Source organism: Corynebacterium marinum DSM 44953, from assembly GCF_000835165.1.
Taxonomy (GTDB): domain Bacteria; phylum Actinomycetota; class Actinomycetes; order Mycobacteriales; family Mycobacteriaceae; genus Corynebacterium; species Corynebacterium marinum.
In genome coordinates this window covers 241,387-256,019 of the sequence record NZ_CP007790.1, presented here as the reverse complement: position 1 = coordinate 256,019, position 14,633 = coordinate 241,387, and the positions used below count along the sequence as shown (strand labels likewise).

Below are 14,633 nucleotides of genomic sequence, written 5' to 3'. Positions count from 1 at the left end.
ATCAGCTCCGGGCGACGACCTCCGCCACGTGCTCGTGCCCGCGGGCGTTCATGTGGAACGGCAGGTTCTGCGGGCTGGCGTTGACATCGACGATGCCCGCCCAGTTACGCAGGTGGTCCGGCGCGCACATCCCCCGGTCCGCGGTGGAGGGCTTGAGATCCAGGAACTCGACCCCCGCCGCAGCTGCGAGATCCCGCTGCATGTCCTGCGCGAGCTGCTCCCACTGCCCGACCTGCGGCGCGTAGGTCCGGTCACGGAGATCCCCGCCCGCGTTGAACAGGCAGACATATCCGCCGTCAGCGATGGTGGCGTAACCGACGACCTGGATGCGGGCGTTCGGCGCGGCGGCCCTGATACGCCCGATCTGCGGAGCCATCGAAGCGACGAAACGCGCGCGCACCTCCTCGCCGGGCAGCCCCGCATTGCTGTAGGTGTCGTTGAAACCGTTGGAGACCACGACCCGGGCGGTGGCCGGGGTGAGAGCCCCGTCGGCGAGCGCCCGGTCGACCTGGACCCCGATGGTCTGCCCGCCGCCGAAGAAAGATCTCGTGCCGGTGGCCGTGGCGCCCGAACAGGAGTAATCCGCCGCCTGCAACCCGAGCTTGGTGGCGGCGCGGACGCCGAAGTTGCTCTGCGACGTCGGGCAGAACCGGCCGTCAGTGGAGTTGGAGGAACCGCGCTCCACCTTCCGTGCCAGATATTCCCCGACGGGCGGATCAGCGACGACGGAATCGCCGAAGACCACCAGGTTGCGCGTCCGCGCCTGGGAGGCCGGCGCGAAGATGACGCCGACCAGCAGGAGCAGCGCCAGGACAAACGCTACGCAGAGGCGGGAAGAAGAACGCAGGGAAGAGGTCGGCATGAAGTGAACTTTACGGGTCCGCCACCGGCCCTTCCATCGATTCAGGACCCGAATCCCCCCCCCCGTGGGAACCCGGCCTGACCTGCCCGGCTTTCAACGCGAGGGCGCCAACAGCCCCACCTCACTCCTGCCGAGGCAGAGCCCGTCGGCGGTGACGAGCAGTGCGTCGCCGCCCCCGTGGAGGGAGACGTGCACCTGGTTGAGCCCCTGCTCGACGGGGAAGCGAACGGCCTCCCCGTCGAGGGACACCGACGCCTCCCCCGGGTTTTCCGCCAGGTAGTTCAGCCTCAGGACCCAGTCGCGCTCCAGCAGCGGACCGTCGAGAGGAACCGCAAGCTCCCCTTCCGCGCAGCCCGGCTCGGAACCCGTGGCGCGCAGGGGGAAAAGCTCGGCGGGGACCAGGTTCCCGTGCCTGTCCGCCAGCGCCGGATCTGACGTGACCTGGCTGATGCGGGGTTCCTCGAGCAGCGCGGACAGCCGGTTGTACGGGTGCGCCACCGGCAGCAGCACCTCAAGCGGAACCGCTTGGTCGAGGATCGGCTGTTCCCGCTGCGCCAATCCGGCGCTCAGGGTGGTGAAATACTCCCGCGCAGGCTGCTGCGACCAGGATCGGGCGTACGCGGCCGTGCTGACCAGAGAGGAAACCGTCAGCACCACCAGCAACGCCAGGTACCATCCGCGCGGCAGCCCACCTGGCCGCCCGACCGGCCGCCCCGCCAGCACTCCGCAGGTCAGCGCGAGCGGCACCGAAACCTCGGCGAAATGCCGCAGGGTCTGGGTGATCTCCGCGGCGGTGTCGCCGCCGGAACGCGCAACCGCCAACGCGAGGAAGGGCAGCAGAGGATATGCGAGCACGATCCCGGCGGCGAGAATCCCCCTCCCGCCGCGCTGCCGCCCAGCCCACCACAACAGCCCGGCGCAGGCCAGCAACCCCGCGAGCACGGCCGGTACGGACGGCGCCGCGAAGGGCGGGCCGGGGTGCCACCTGTCCCAGGACCAGGGGCCGCCGGCCAGAGTGGGAAGGAAAGCTTGCAGATAGCCGTGGGCAATGAGCTGCCCGGCCGAGCCCGGATCTCCGCCCGGGAGCCGCGGGTCCCCCACCGCCGCCAGGTAGACCCCCGCCCAGGCAACGGAAGGTGCCAGGAGTCCGGCGGCCAACGTCACCCGGTGCCGCGCCCCGGGCGCCCACACCAGGAGGAGCAGGAGTGTGGCCGGAGCCAACAGGACGACCCGTTCGCTGAACAGTCCCGCCGCCGCCACCGCGGCTGCCGCGGCCACGGCGTCGGACGTGCGCCCCCGGGTCAGATGCAGCCAACCATGCGCCAGCCACACCGCGGCAGCTGTGTGCAGCGGCAGCGAGTTGACTGCCGCCGCCAGCCAGGTGGACGTGGGCAGAGCCAGCGGAATCAGCAGGTAAATGGCAGTCACCCACCAGGCATGCTGTGGCCGGATGCGCCACGCCGCGTAGGCCACCGCTCCGGCAGCGGCGGTCTGCCCAACCACCAGCGCCGCGACGGCCGCCGGCCAGTTCAGGCCTTCGACGGCCGCCGCGAACAGCCAGATCATCAGCCAGGAACCGGGCATGAGGTGGCCGTCGTGGGGGCGCAGGAGCAGTTCCCCCAGGCCTGATTCCCGCGCCTGGGCCAGCAGGATGAGGTCGTCCCAGTAGAACCACCCCCGGGACACCACCCACGCGCGCAGCACCAGCCCCGCGACGAGCACGGTGACGAGGGCCAGGACCGCGGGGGCAGGTTGCCGCGGCCGGCTCCGCGTGATCGTGTGGCTTAACATGGGGCGAGAGTCTACGCGCCGCCGCAGGCCGGGAGAATCAGGACAGCCGGCCCGGAGGATGAACCTTCCGGGCCGGCTGTATCTGGTTGAGCCGCCTGCGAGAATCGAACTCGCGACCTTCTCATTACGAGTGAGACGCTCTACCGACTGAGCTAAGGCGGCGTTCGGCACCGGGAACCAGTACCGATGGGCCATTCTAGCGCACGGCCGCCGGGCGGAAAAATCGCAGTTCAGGGGGCATCACGAGACCCCGCAGGCCAGTCGGATACGTCCGATCATCCCGTCGATGGCGGTGGTCGGGGTGACGTTGACGCCGATGTGCCCGCGGGCCATTGTCACCGCGTCCAGGCAGGCCACCAGACCCGGCTCGCTGACCTTGGCCGCCAGGTCACGGGACAGGCCCTCGAAGTCGGGGTGGGTCAGTTGGACGTCGGCGCCCACGGAGAGCAGGAGGGCGTCGCGGTAGAGGCCGGCGAGGTCGACGAGGGCGAGGTCGAGGAAGTCGCGGTTGCGGCGGCTGCGGCGCATCTTCTGCTTCTTCTCCAGGTCCTTGACCATGCCGGAGGAGCCGTCCATGGCCTTCTGGGTGCCCTTACCGCGCCCGCCCTTGCCCAGGGAACGTTCGAGCTTCTCCAGCTCCCCGGCGTCCTCTTCGTCGCTCAACGACTTGACCTGCTTGTCCACGGTCTTGAGGAAGGCGGTGGAGGCCTTGAAGGCCTCGTCGTGGTGGAAGATCAGTTCGGCCAGGTTGAGGATGCTGGCGCGGCGCTGCTGCGCGTCGGGGTCGGTGACCAGGCGGCGGGCGCGGCCGATGTGGCGGCCCGAGGCGACGGCGGCCAGACGGGCGTCCTCGGGCGTGGCGCCGGTTTCCGCCACCAGGAGATCGACGATGTGGCCCACCGAGGGGTACGGGACGTAGAGGTGCCGGCAGCGCGAGCGCAGTGTCGGCGAGAAGTCCTCCGGGTCGATGGAGGGGGCGCACATGATGATGACGGTGTGCTCCGGGGGCTCCTCGACGGTCTTGAGGATGGCGTCGGCGGCGGCGTCGGAAAGCCGGTCGGCGTCCTCGATGATGACGATGCGCCACGGGGAGACGGTCGGCAACTTCGCAGCCTCGGTGCGCACCGCGCGCATGCGGTCGATGCCGATGGACAGTTCCGCGGGGATGATGCGGAGGACGTCGGTGTGGGCGTCGGCGAACACGTCGTGGCAGTGCGGGCAACGACCGCACCCGATGTCGACAGGGTCGGTGCACTGGAGCGCGGCCGCAAGTGCCAGCGCCGCGACGGAGCGGCCGGAGCCGGGGGGCCCGGTGATGATCCAGGCATGCGCCATGGCGTTGCCCAGTTCCGGGACCTCCCCGCGCACCTTGGCGCGGGCGGCTGCGGCGGCGGCGAGCACCACATCGCGGACGGCTGGGGTGTCGGCGAGACGGCTGGCGACGGTGTTCACCCCACCCACCCTATTCCCCGGGGTCAAGCGGTGCCCACGTGGGAGGGGCCGTGCGGTTAGAGTAAGAAACCATGAGTCGACTGTTGCGCGCACTGAAGTGGCTGTGGGGCACATCGTGGCCCCTCTACGCCGCTGTGGTGCTCGCGGCCAACGTCATCGGGGCGCTGGCGATCATGTTGTTCGTGCGCTTCCTCATCCCGATGCCGGAGGTGCGCGGATTCACTTCCGACGTCCCCCACCTCGAGGTCATCGGCCTGACGTACCTGGCGTTCGCGGTGCTGGTCGCGGTGGTGGCCACGTTGTTCCTGTTCCGGCCGGTGCTGGACTGGCAACGCCACCCCGAAGAACACGACCCGAACATGGTTCGCAACCTGGTGATGCGTCTGCCGGTCTACCAGGCGGTGGTGTGCGCCGTCGTGTGGCTGATCGGCATTGCGATCGCGGTGGCGGTGGCGGCCGGGTCGAGTACGCGGCTGTCGCTGGTCATCGGGCTGGCGACCCTGCTGGCGGGCATGATCGTCACGCTGATCACGTACCTGCTGGCCGAACGCCTCGTGCGCCCCGTGGCGGCCTCCGCCCTGGCGCGGCGTTTCGAGGACTCCACCCTCGAACCCCCGATCACGCAGCGGCTGCGGATGACCTGGGTGATGACCACGGCGCTGCCGCTCATCGGCATCCTGCTGATCATCCTCGGCCAGCGCCAGAACTTCTTCACCGAGGACGCGGCGGAGATCATCCCCGCCGTCGTCGCCCTGGCCGTGGCCGCGCTGGTCACCGGCTTCGTGGGCACGAGCTTCGCCATCATGAGCGTCGTCGACCCGATCCTGGAGTTGCAGGAGGCCATCAACAAGGTACGCCGGGGCGACACCGACGCGGAGGTCGACATCTACGACGGCTCCGAGATCGGCGTCCTGCAGGCAGGTTTCAACGAGATGATGCGCGGGCTGAAGGAACGCCAGCGGGTGCGCGACATCTTCGGCCGCTATGTCGGCACCGAGGTGGCCAAGCGCGCCCTGGAGGAACGCCCCACCCTGGGCGGTGAGGACCGCAAAGTCGCCGTGCTATTCATCGACGTCATCGGTTCGACCGCTTTCGCGGTGAACCACACCCCGGAGGAAGTCGTCGAGGAGCTGAACAAGTTCTTCGAGCACGTGGTCACGGTGGTGCACCGCAACAAGGGCATCATCAACAAGTTCCAGGGCGACGCCGCGCTCGCGGTGTTCGGCGCTCCGATCTCACTGCCCGACTCCACCTCGCACGCCCTCACCGCCGCCCGCGAACTGCGCCAGGAGCTCAAGGGGATGACCCTGCAGGCCGGCATCGGCGTCGCCGCGGGCCACGTCGTCGCCGGCCACATCGGCGGCTCGGACCGTTTCGAGTACACCGTCATCGGCGACGCCGTGAACTCCGCCGCCCGCCTCACCGAACTGGCCAAGGACACCCCGGGACGGGTGCTCACCAACGCGGCCACGCTGCGCGGCGCCAACGAGGCAGAACAGGCCCGCTGGACCGTGATGAAGTCGGTGGAACTGCGCGGACGCCGGGAGATGACCCAGTTGGCCCGACCGATCCGCGCGACGATGGCGGACCGTTCCTGACATGACGCTTCTTCAACCCCGCAGGCTCGTCCTGCTGTTCATCGGCATGGTCATCATGGCCTTCGGCATCGCCCTGTCGGTGCGCAGCGACCTGGGCACCACCACCATCTCCTCGCTCCCCTATGTGCTCAGCCTCATCAGCCCCCTGACACTGGGCTCCGCGTCGATCATCGTCAACTCGGGTCTGGTGCTGCTGCAGATCCTCATCCTGCGCGGCCGCTTCCAGGCCATCCAGCTGCTGCAGATCCCGGTTCTCCTCGCCTTCGGCGTCTTCAACGACGTCGCGCTGTGGGCCACGGAATGGGTCGGCTACTCCGCCTACTGGCAGCAGTGGCTGCTGGTGCTCGCCGGGATCGGGCTGCTCGGTGTGGGCATCTGCTTCCAGATCGCCGGGCAGTCGATCATGCTCGCCGGCGAGGCCGCCGTGCTCACCATCGCCAACGAACTCTCCCGGGTCCTCGGCCAGCGGCGGCTCTTCGCCTTCGGTTACGTGAAGATCGCCTTCGACGTCCTGCTGGTCTCCTCCGCGGCAATCCTGGCGGTGACCTTCCTGGGCGAGCTCGTGGGGGTGCGGGAGGGCACCCTGGCAGCGGCGTTCCTCATCGGCTACACCGTCAAGCGTCTCCAGCCGCTGCTCGGTCCGCCGCTGGCGCGCTTCCGCGACAGTTAGTTTCTCGACGCCGCGCCGCAACCGCTCGGCCGCCCGAGATCAGCGACGTGTCAGTCCGTCCACCATGAGCATGTGGCCGATGACCCCCGCGACGGTCATTGTGGCGTCGAGGATCCGGTGGCCGAGCGAATCACCCGTGAGCACCGTCTCCCGCAGCAGGGCGATGCCTTCGGAGAGGAACAGCAGGTTACCGGCGTGGCCGAGTCCCTTCGCCGGGGTGGAGCCGTCCTGCAGTGCGGGGTCGTCGGCAAGCGCGGACGTCGCGGAGACGAAGACTCCGGCCACGATCGTCGGAGCGATGAGCTGCTTTTTCTTCCACACCGCCAGCCCGATTCCCGAGGCCCAGGCCGCGGCCCGCAGGCCCACCCGCACCGGCGAGGGGCGGGCGCCGTGGGTGACCAGCGCCGCGGAGTAGGCGGCGTGGTTCGCGGCGATGCCGAACATGCCCAGCACCGGGGTGGTGTCCGGGTGCTTCAGCTTCGCCAGGTTCCCCACGAGCCCGCCGCCCATCCCGGCGAGCAGCACGGGTTCACGGTTGGTGCGCAGGATCGTGGCGGCGAGCAGGGGGTGGAGGAACGGTGTGACCACGTTGCGCACCTTGCGCCAGCGGAAGACCTGCGACCAGGCGATGAGCTCGCCGACCCCGAGGTAGGCGAGGCGCTCGGGCTCCCGCGTGGCGACGGTGACGGAGGCGACCAGGGCGTCGACCCCGTCGCGGGTATGGTTGACCATCTGGTTCATGCCTCCCAGAGTAGTCAGCCGGCGGGCCCGCCACCGGCGGCGTCGAAAAGCGGCCTACTTCTTCCGCGTGCCCGCCTTGACCACGCGCTTGGTGCCCGGGGAGGGCGCCTTGCGTGTCGTTTTCTTCGCCGTCGTCTTCTTCGCGGTCGTCTTTTTGGCCGGGGCCTTCTTCGCGGGGGCCTTCTTCGCGGGGGCACCGCCGTCCGCGGCCTCCTTGGCGCGGCGCTCGGAGAGCAGCTCGTTGGCGCGCGCGTCGGTGATGGTCTCCGGGTTGTCGCCCTTGCGCAGCGAGGCGTTGGTGGTGCCGTCGGTGACGTAGGGGCCGAAACGGCCGTCCTTCACGGTCATCGGCTTGCCGGAGACGTCGTTGTCGCCGAGCGTTTTCAGGGGAGGCTGCGCGGCGGCTCGTCCCCGGCGCTTGGGCTCGGCGTAGATGCGGCGGGCCTCGTCCAGCGTGACGCTGAAGATCTGGTCCTCGTCCGTCAGGGAGCGGGAGTCGGTGCCCTTCTTCAGGTACGGGCCGTAGCGGCCGTTCTGGGCGGTGATGACCTCGTTGTCTGCGGGGTCGACGCCGACCTCGCGGGGGAGGCTGAGCAGACGGAGGGCGTCCTCGAGGGTCACCGACGCCGGCTCCATCGTCTTGAAGAGCGATGCGGTACCCGGCTTGAGGTTCTCCTCCACCAGGGCGGCGATCCGCTTCTCCTTCTGGGCGGCCGCGGTCTTGGTCTCCCAGTTCTTGGCCCGTTTGCCCTCGGCGGCGCGCTGGGCATCCTCCTCCGCGCGTTCCTTCACCACGACCTTTTCAGCGGAGGCCTCGGCGGTGGCGCGCTCGTCGTCGCGCACGACCTCCGTGACGTAGGGGCCGTAGCGGCCCTCCTTCACCACGATGGTGCGGCCGTTGGCCGGGTTGACCCCCAGCTCGCGGCCGCCCTGCGGAGTGGCGAAGAGTTTCTCGGCGAACTCCAGGCTGAGCTCGTCCGGGGTGGTGGTCTCGGGCAGGTTGGCGCGCTGGTACTCCGGCTCGCCGTCGGCGTTCTCGCCGACCTTGCGCTCGATGTAGGGGCCGTACCGGCCGACGCGGACGTAGACGGGTCGGCCTTCCTCGTCGTCGAAGAGGTGCAGCGAGTTCACCGAGCGGGCGTCGATGTGCTCGAGGTTCTCACCCACCAGCGCCTTCAGGCCACCGTGGCGGGCGACGGACTCGGCGGTGCTGTCATCGGCCTCGGCGTCGCCGAAGTAGAAGCCGGTGAGCCACTCGGTGCGGTCCTCCTCGCCTGCGGCGATGTTGTCGAGCTCGTCCTCCATGGAGGATGTGAAGTCGTAGTCCACCAGCGGGCCGAAGTTGTTCTCCAGCAGGCCGACGACGGCGAACGCAACCCAGCTGGGCACGAGCGCGTTGCCGCGGGGGACGACGTAACCGCGGTCCTGGATGGTCTTGATGATGGACGCGTACGTCGACGGGCGCCCGATGCCGAGCTCCTCCATCTTCTTGACCAGGCTGGCCTCGGTGTAGCGGGCCGGCGGGTTGGTGGAGTGTCCGTCGGCGTTGATCGAGGTGGCGGTGAGCCGGTCGCCCTCGGCGAGGTTCGGCAGGCGCTTCTCCGCGTTGTCGGCGACGTCGCGGCCGTCGGAGAGCCGGGTGGTCTCCACGTAGGCGCGCAGGAAACCCGGGAAGGTGAGGGTACGGCCGGTGGCGGAGAACTCGGTCCGCTCGCCGGTGCGGGCGGTGCCGGCGATGGTCACCTTCATGGAGGTGCCCTTCGCGTCCGACATCTGCGAGGCGACGGTGCGCTGCCAGATCAGCTCGTAGAGCTTGAATTCTTCCGCGTCGAGCTGTCCGTGCAGCTCGCCGGGGGTGGCGAAGCGCTCGCCGGCGGGGCGGATCGCCTCGTGCGCCTCCTGCGAGTTCTTCGCCTTGCGGTCGTACCTGCGGGGCGTGGCGGCGACGAAGGCGTCCCCGTAGAGTTCCTTCGCCTGCTGACGCGCCGCCTCCATGCCCTGCGCGGACAGCGAGGTCGAGTCGGTACGCATGTAGGTGATGTGGCCGTTCTCGTAGAGCCGCTGCGCGATGCGCATCGTGCGGTCCGAGGTGTAGTGCAGCTTCCGGCCGGACTCCTGCTGGAGGGTCGACGTCATGAACGGCGCGTAGGGCTTGCGCGTGTAGGGCTTCTCCTCCACTCCGGAGACCTGCATGTCCACGCCCCGGAGAGACTCGGCGAGCGCCTCGGCCTGTTGCTTGCCGACGACCACCGCCTCCCCCTTGAGCTGTCCGCGGTCATCGAAGTCGCGCCCCTGGGCGACCCGTCGACCGTCGATCGTCGCCAGCTTCGCCTGGAAGTTCCGCGGGTTCTCCGGGTCCTCGGCCTCGTTGCCGGTGTCCAGGTCGGCGCTCAGATCCCAGTACTCGGCGGAGATGAACGCCATGCGCTCGCGCTCCCGCTCGACGATGACGCGGGTGGCAACCGACTGGACGCGGCCGGCCGACAACCGCGGCATGACCTTCTTCCACAGGACCGGGGACACTTCGTAGCCGTAGAGGCGGTCGAGGATGCGGCGGGTCTCCTGGGCATCGACGAGGTTCTCGTCCAGCTCGCGGGTGTTCTCCGCGGCGGCGAGGATCGCCGGCTTGGTGATCTCGTTGAACACCATCCGGCGCACCGGCACCGTCGGTTTGAGGACCTCGAGCAGGTGCCACGCGATGGCCTCGCCCTCGCGGTCGGGGTCAGTGGCCAGCAGCAGCTCGTCGCAGAGCTTCAGCTTCGCCTTGAGGTCGGCGACCTTCTTCTTCTTGTCCGGGCTGACCACGTACAGCGGGGCGAAACCGTTCTCCGTGTCCACGCCGAGGCGGGCCCAGGGTTCCTTCTTGTATTTCACCGGCACGTCGGCGGCACCGCGGGGAAGATCACGGATGTGGCCGACCGAGGCCTCGACAATATAGTCGCTGCCCAGATAAGGCTGGATCTTCTTCGCCTTGGTCGACGACTCCACAATGACCAGGGTCTTCTTCCCTGATCCCTTAGCTTCTGCCACGGGGAAACTTCCCTCTCATCCTGCTGCCACTGCCGGTTCGACGGGTGAACCCGTCCTTTCCGGGTGACTCTAGCTGACACCCGGGACTGGGTAACACGTTACACAGTATTTAATGGCCCTCCTGTGGCCGCCCGACTCACCGGAAACTCACAGCTGGATGCACGGCGTCCTGTCCGGCGCGGCGGATAGCGTCGCCTGAATGACGGACCAGATCGTGACCTGGGTGGAGACCCTGCTGACGCTTCCGGCCTTCTACCCCGTCCTCGCGCTGCTGGTCATCCTGGATTCCCTGCTGCCGCTCATCCCCAGCGAGGCGGTCCTCACCCTGGCCGGATCCTGGTCCGGGGCCCGGGGAGTCCCGCACCTGTTCACGGTCATCCAGATTGCCGTGGCCGCCGCCATGATCGGCGACAACCTCTGCTATTTCCTGGGCACCCGCCTGATCGGGTTCGTCGAGCGCGTCCCCGACGACTCCGCCCGGGGGAGGGCAGTCTCGTGGGTGCGCCTCAACATCCGCCGGAGGGCCGGCACCACCATCATCGTCGCCCGGTTCATCCCCTGGGCACGCTGGTTCATGACGATCATGCTCGGCTCGGTCCGCTACCCCTGGCGCTGGTTCTTCCTCTACGACACCATCGGGGTGTTCATCTGGGCGACCCAGGCCACGCTCATCGGCTACCTGGGGGGCCGGATGTTCTCCGACTACCCCCTCATCGGCATGGCTGTGGGCATCACCCTGGGCACGCTCGTCGGCCTGGTGATCCAGCGGGCGCAGGAACACGTGTACCGGAAACAGGCTGAAAACCAACAATGACCGCCCTGCCCGCGAAACGCGGTGGACGGTCATGCGAGAAAACTGTTTCCGGCTCTACTGGAGAGCCGAAAGTTTCCTTGAAGTGCTCAGAGAGATTTAGAGCGGGTGAACAGCCTGGGCCTGCGGGCCCTTGGCGCCCTCGCCGACCTCGAACTCGACCTGCTGGTTCTCTTCGAGGGTGCGGAAGCCCGCGCCCTGGATCTCGGAGTAGTGGACGAAGACGTCAGCGGAGCCATCGGCCGGAGCGATAAAGCCGAAGCCCTTCTCAGCGTTGAACCACTTCACAGTTCCCTGTGCCATGTTTTTAACCTTTTTCTTGATGTGGAGGTACGGCGCCGACACATGCCGGCAACCGGGTCGTAATCGAACCCCCGATAAACCACAAACCCCTGATTAGGAGAGGTGATTCGGGTGCTCGCGCATAAATCCCTTGCGAGCACGTAAACGTAACGCACAGAACCTTGACCAGGTCCCAGTGTGTCATGAATCTTCCCTCCGCGATAGTCTTACGGCATTTCCGGTCTGAAATACCCACCGTTCTCCCACGGAAAGGGGTGTACTTAATGACCACGCCGAACCCCCTGGGCGAAGAACTCGCCGCCGAGATAATCCGCCGCTTTCCTGACTCCACCTGCACTTATTCCACAACTCTCGCCGCCCGCCCCGCCGCCACGGTGGCATGGCCCGGCTGGGTTCACCCCGGTCTGAAGAATTTTCTCGCCGAGACCGGAATCACCGCCCTTTACAGCCATCAGGCGCAGACCGCGGACCTCGCCCACGAGGGAAACGACGTCGTTCTCGCCACCGGCACCTCCTCGGGGAAGTCGCTCGGCTACCTCCTGCCCATCCTCACCCGGCTGGCGGACGACCCCACCGCCTGCGCCCTGTACCTGACCCCGACGAAGGCGTTGGGCTCCGACCAGCTCGCGGCGGTGAGCCGCCTCACCCGCGAAGTCGGGGGACTGCAGACCATCCACCCCGCCCCCTACGACGGGGACACACCCTCCGAGGCGCGCGCCGGCATCCGCGACGCCACCCGGTTCGTGTTCACCAACCCGGACATGCTGCACATGTCTGTGCTGGCCAACCATGCCCGCTGGGCCCGGCTGCTGCGGCACCTGCGTTTCATCGTGGTCGACGAGTGTCACACCTACCGCGGGGTCTTCGGGGCGAACGTGTCCCTGGTGCTGCGCCGACTGCTCCGCATCGCCGCACACTACGGGGCCCGGCCGACGGTGATCCTGGCGTCTGCGACGGCGAACGACCCCGCCGGCCACGCGGCCAACCTCATCGGCCGGCCGGTCACCGCGGTGACCGGGGACGGCGCCCCGGCCGGGGCCCGGACGGTCATGCTGTGGGAACCGGGTTTCCTCGAAGGGGTGGAGGGCGAGCAGGGTGCCCCGGTCCGCCGGGCCGCCACGACGGAGGCCGCCGGCATCATGGCGACCCTGGTGGCGGAGGGCGCGCGCACCCTGACCTTCGTACGTTCCCGCAGGTCTGCAGAGGTGGTGGCGATGAGCGCCAGGGAGGCACTGTCGGCGATGGGCCGCCCGGATTTCGCACGTCGGATCGCCGCGTACCGGGCGGGTTACCTGGCGGAGGACCGCCGCCGGCTGGAGCACGAACTCGACGACGGCACCCTGCTGGGTGTGGCCACGACGAACGCCCTCGAGCTGGGCATCGACGTCGGCGGCCTGGACGCCGTGGTCACCGCCGGTTTCCCCGGCACAGTCGCCAGCTTCTGGCAGCAGGCCGGGCGGGCCGGCCGGCGCGGGCAGGGCTCGATCGTGGTCCTCGTCGCCCGCGACGAGCCGATGGACACCTACCTCATCCACCACCCCGACGCGCTCCTGGGCCGGCCGGTGGAGCGTTCGGTGTTCAACCCCCGCAACCCCTACGTGCTGCGCGGACACGTCTACTGCGCAGCCGTCGAGAAGCCACTGAGCGACCGGGACGTCGTCGCTTTCGGGGCGCAGGAGGTGGTCGACGAACTCACCGCCGAAGGTTTTCTGCGCCGCCGCCCGCGCGGCTGGTTCCCGGCCCCGCTCCGCGACGCCCCCCTCACCCCCGACACCGCCCATTCCTCCGTCAACCTGCGCGGCGGTTCCGGGCAGGAGGTCATGATCGTCGATGTCTCGGACGGCCGGTTGCTCGGCACCGTCGACGCGGCGCGCGCCGCCGCCCAGGTCCATCCCGGCGCGGTGTACCTGCACCAGGGCGAGAGCTTCGTCGTCGAGGAGCTCGACTTCGACGACCACATCGCCCTGGCCCGTCCGGAGCTCCCCGACTACAGCACCGTCGCCCGCTCGACGACCGACATCCGCATCCTCGACTCCCCGGGCGGGGATGAGCTGGTCAACTACTCCCCCGGCCTGTGGGCGGCGAACGTGGAGGTGGAGGTCACCGACCGGGTGACCGGTTACCTGGTCACACTCGCCGACGGCAGCAGTTCCGATCTCGTCCCCCTGGACATGCCGGAGCAGCGCCTGCGCACCCGCGCGGTCGCCTACACCGTCGACCCGCTCGCGCTCGAGGCGATGGGCATCGCCGCAGCCGACGCCCCGGGCTCGCTGCACGCGGCGGAGCACGCGGCGATCGGGCTGCTGCCGCTGATCGCCACGTGCGACCGCTGGGACATCGGCGGGGTGTCCACCGCCCTGCACCCGGACACGCACCTGCCGACGGTGTTCGTCTACGACGGACACCCCGGCGGCGCGGGTTTCGCCGATGCCGGATTCGCCCGCTTCCCGGAGTGGATCCGGGCGACCTTCGAGGCGGTGCGCTCCTGCGGCTGCGAGTCGGGCTGCCCCTCGTGCGTGCAGTCGCCCAAGTGCGGCAACGGCAACAACCCGCTGGACAAGGCCGGCGCGTTGAAGCTGCTGGGCGCCCTGGTGACCATGACGGGAGCTACACCGGCCCCGCCGTCGACGTGACCTCCCTTCCGCGGACAGCCACGGTGACGGTGACGTCCGCCCCCGACACCCCGCACCCGCTCATCGAGGCCCCGTTGCGCCCCGCCACCTGCCGCGCCACGGCGCAGCCGTCCTCGCCGCGGGAGTGCGCGGCGGCGGCCGCCACTGCGGCGACGTCGGCCGCCACCCGGGCCTGATGGTGGGCGCTGACCTGGGCGGCCGCCCCGACCACCACCAGCGACAGGCTGATCAGTGCGGCGGAGAACCCGGCGGCGGCGATGGTCGGCACGGTTAGTGCGCCTCCACCGGGAAGATCGCCCGGTGGGTACGGTCGCCCAACGGCGAGGGCACCGTGGCGGTAGCGGTGGCCAGACCGCCGGATTCGGTGACGCGCACCTCTCCGCGCACGGGGCGGTAGTCCACGCCGATGGCGTGGGCGCGGGCCGCCGCCCCGGCGGCGTCGACCGCAGTCAGGTGGGCTGCCATCGTGGCGATCGCCCCCACGATGAGCCCGCACACCGCGACGAGGCTAGCCAGGCCGAGTGCCGATTCGATCGTGGACATCAGGGGGCGCTGGACAGAGCGTCGGTGATGATCGACTCGATCGCGTCGACCACGCCCTGGGCGTTGACGACGGCATAGAGCACGGCGGCCAGCGCCGCGGCCGCGAGGCTACCCATGGCGTATTCCACCGTCGACATTCCGTCGTCGCTGGTCAGCAGGGTGCGGGTTCGGTGGTAGAGGGTCATGTTCTTCTCCTTGG

Annotated in this window: 13 protein-coding genes and 1 tRNA gene; 4 read left to right on the top strand and 10 right to left on the bottom strand. The window is 69.1% G+C overall.

What is annotated here, in order from left to right; translation table 11 throughout:
• Nucleotide 1: 1 nt before the first annotated feature.
• From B840_RS01260 to B840_RS01245, 4 genes are all read right to left on the bottom strand, one after another.
• Nucleotides 2–862, bottom strand: a complete 861-nt coding sequence (locus B840_RS01260) for a GDSL-type esterase/lipase family protein (RefSeq protein ID WP_052491038.1) — start codon at nt 860–862, stop codon at nt 2–4.
• Nucleotides 863–955: 93 nt separating this feature from the next.
• Nucleotides 956–2,653: a hypothetical protein gene (locus tag B840_RS01255; RefSeq protein ID WP_052491037.1), complete on the bottom strand. Its 1,698-nt coding sequence runs from the start codon at nt 2,651–2,653 to the stop codon at nt 956–958.
• An 89-nt stretch (nt 2,654–2,742) separates the two neighbouring features.
• Nucleotides 2,743–2,815, bottom strand: a tRNA-Thr gene (locus B840_RS01250).
• Nucleotides 2,816–2,893: 78 nt separating this feature from the next.
• Nucleotides 2,894–4,105 carry a DNA polymerase III subunit delta' gene (locus B840_RS01245; protein WP_042620618.1) on the bottom strand — a complete coding sequence of 404 codons (1,212 nt, stop codon included), beginning with the start codon at nt 4,103–4,105 and terminating at the stop codon, nt 2,894–2,896.
• Nucleotides 4,106–4,176: 71 nt separating this feature from the next.
• Between B840_RS01245 and B840_RS01240 the strand changes: the two genes are divergently transcribed.
• Both B840_RS01240 and B840_RS01235 read left to right on the top strand, forming a co-directional pair.
• Complete coding sequence (locus B840_RS01240) at nt 4,177–5,703, top strand: adenylate/guanylate cyclase domain-containing protein (RefSeq protein WP_042620617.1); 1,527 nt, start codon at nt 4,177–4,179, stop codon at nt 5,701–5,703.
• Between the two features lies 1 nt (nt 5,704).
• Nucleotides 5,705–6,373: a YczE/YyaS/YitT family protein gene (locus B840_RS01235; protein ID WP_042620616.1), complete on the top strand. Its 669-nt coding sequence runs from the start codon at nt 5,705–5,707 to the stop codon at nt 6,371–6,373.
• Nucleotides 6,374–6,412: 39 nt separating this feature from the next.
• On the opposite strand, the gene B840_RS01230 is transcribed toward B840_RS01235, so the two are convergent.
• Together B840_RS01230 and topA are read right to left on the bottom strand one after the other, a co-directional pair.
• Nucleotides 6,413–7,114, bottom strand: coding sequence for a lysoplasmalogenase family protein (locus B840_RS01230; RefSeq protein ID WP_042620615.1), 702 nt, complete (start codon nt 7,112–7,114; stop codon nt 6,413–6,415).
• A gap of 54 nt (nt 7,115–7,168) precedes the next feature.
• Nucleotides 7,169–10,144: a type I DNA topoisomerase gene (gene topA / locus B840_RS01225; RefSeq protein WP_042620614.1), complete on the bottom strand. Its 2,976-nt coding sequence runs from the start codon at nt 10,142–10,144 to the stop codon at nt 7,169–7,171.
• Nucleotides 10,145–10,343: 199 nt separating this feature from the next.
• On the opposite strand from topA, the gene B840_RS01220 reads away from it, so the two are divergent.
• Nucleotides 10,344–10,958: a DedA family protein gene (locus B840_RS01220; protein ID WP_042620613.1), complete on the top strand. Its 615-nt coding sequence runs from the start codon at nt 10,344–10,346 to the stop codon at nt 10,956–10,958.
• A gap of 96 nt (nt 10,959–11,054) precedes the next feature.
• On the opposite strand, the gene B840_RS01215 is transcribed toward B840_RS01220, so the two are convergent.
• Nucleotides 11,055–11,258 (bottom strand): cold-shock protein, encoded by a 204-nt coding sequence (locus tag B840_RS01215; protein WP_042620612.1) that lies wholly within the window; start codon nt 11,256–11,258, stop codon nt 11,055–11,057.
• 263 nt (nt 11,259–11,521) lie between these two features.
• Here B840_RS01215 and B840_RS01210 point away from each other — a divergent pair, with 263 nt between their 5' ends.
• On the top strand, nt 11,522–13,891 hold the full coding sequence (locus B840_RS01210; protein WP_042620611.1) for a DEAD/DEAH box helicase: 2,370 nt from the start codon (nt 11,522–11,524) through the stop codon (nt 13,889–13,891).
• Here B840_RS01210 and B840_RS01205 read toward each other — a convergent pair.
• Genes B840_RS01205 through B840_RS01195 form a run of 3 tightly spaced genes read right to left on the bottom strand, consistent with a single transcriptional unit; the run spans nt 13,866 to nt 14,619 of the window.
• Nucleotides 13,866–14,159 carry an Rv3654c family TadE-like protein gene (locus B840_RS01205; protein WP_042620610.1) on the bottom strand — a complete coding sequence of 98 codons (294 nt, stop codon included), beginning with the start codon at nt 14,157–14,159 and terminating at the stop codon, nt 13,866–13,868. The genes B840_RS01210 and B840_RS01205 overlap by 26 nt on opposite strands.
• A 2-nt stretch (nt 14,160–14,161) precedes the next feature.
• On the bottom strand, nt 14,162–14,434 hold the full coding sequence (locus B840_RS01200; protein WP_042620609.1) for a hypothetical protein: 273 nt from the start codon (nt 14,432–14,434) through the stop codon (nt 14,162–14,164).
• A complete protein-coding gene (locus B840_RS01195; protein ID WP_042620608.1) occupies nt 14,434–14,619 on the bottom strand; it encodes a DUF4244 domain-containing protein in 186 nt (61 codons plus the stop codon). Before B840_RS01195 ends, B840_RS01200 begins: the two co-directional genes overlap by 1 nt.
• Nucleotides 14,620–14,633: the final 14 nt, after the last annotated feature.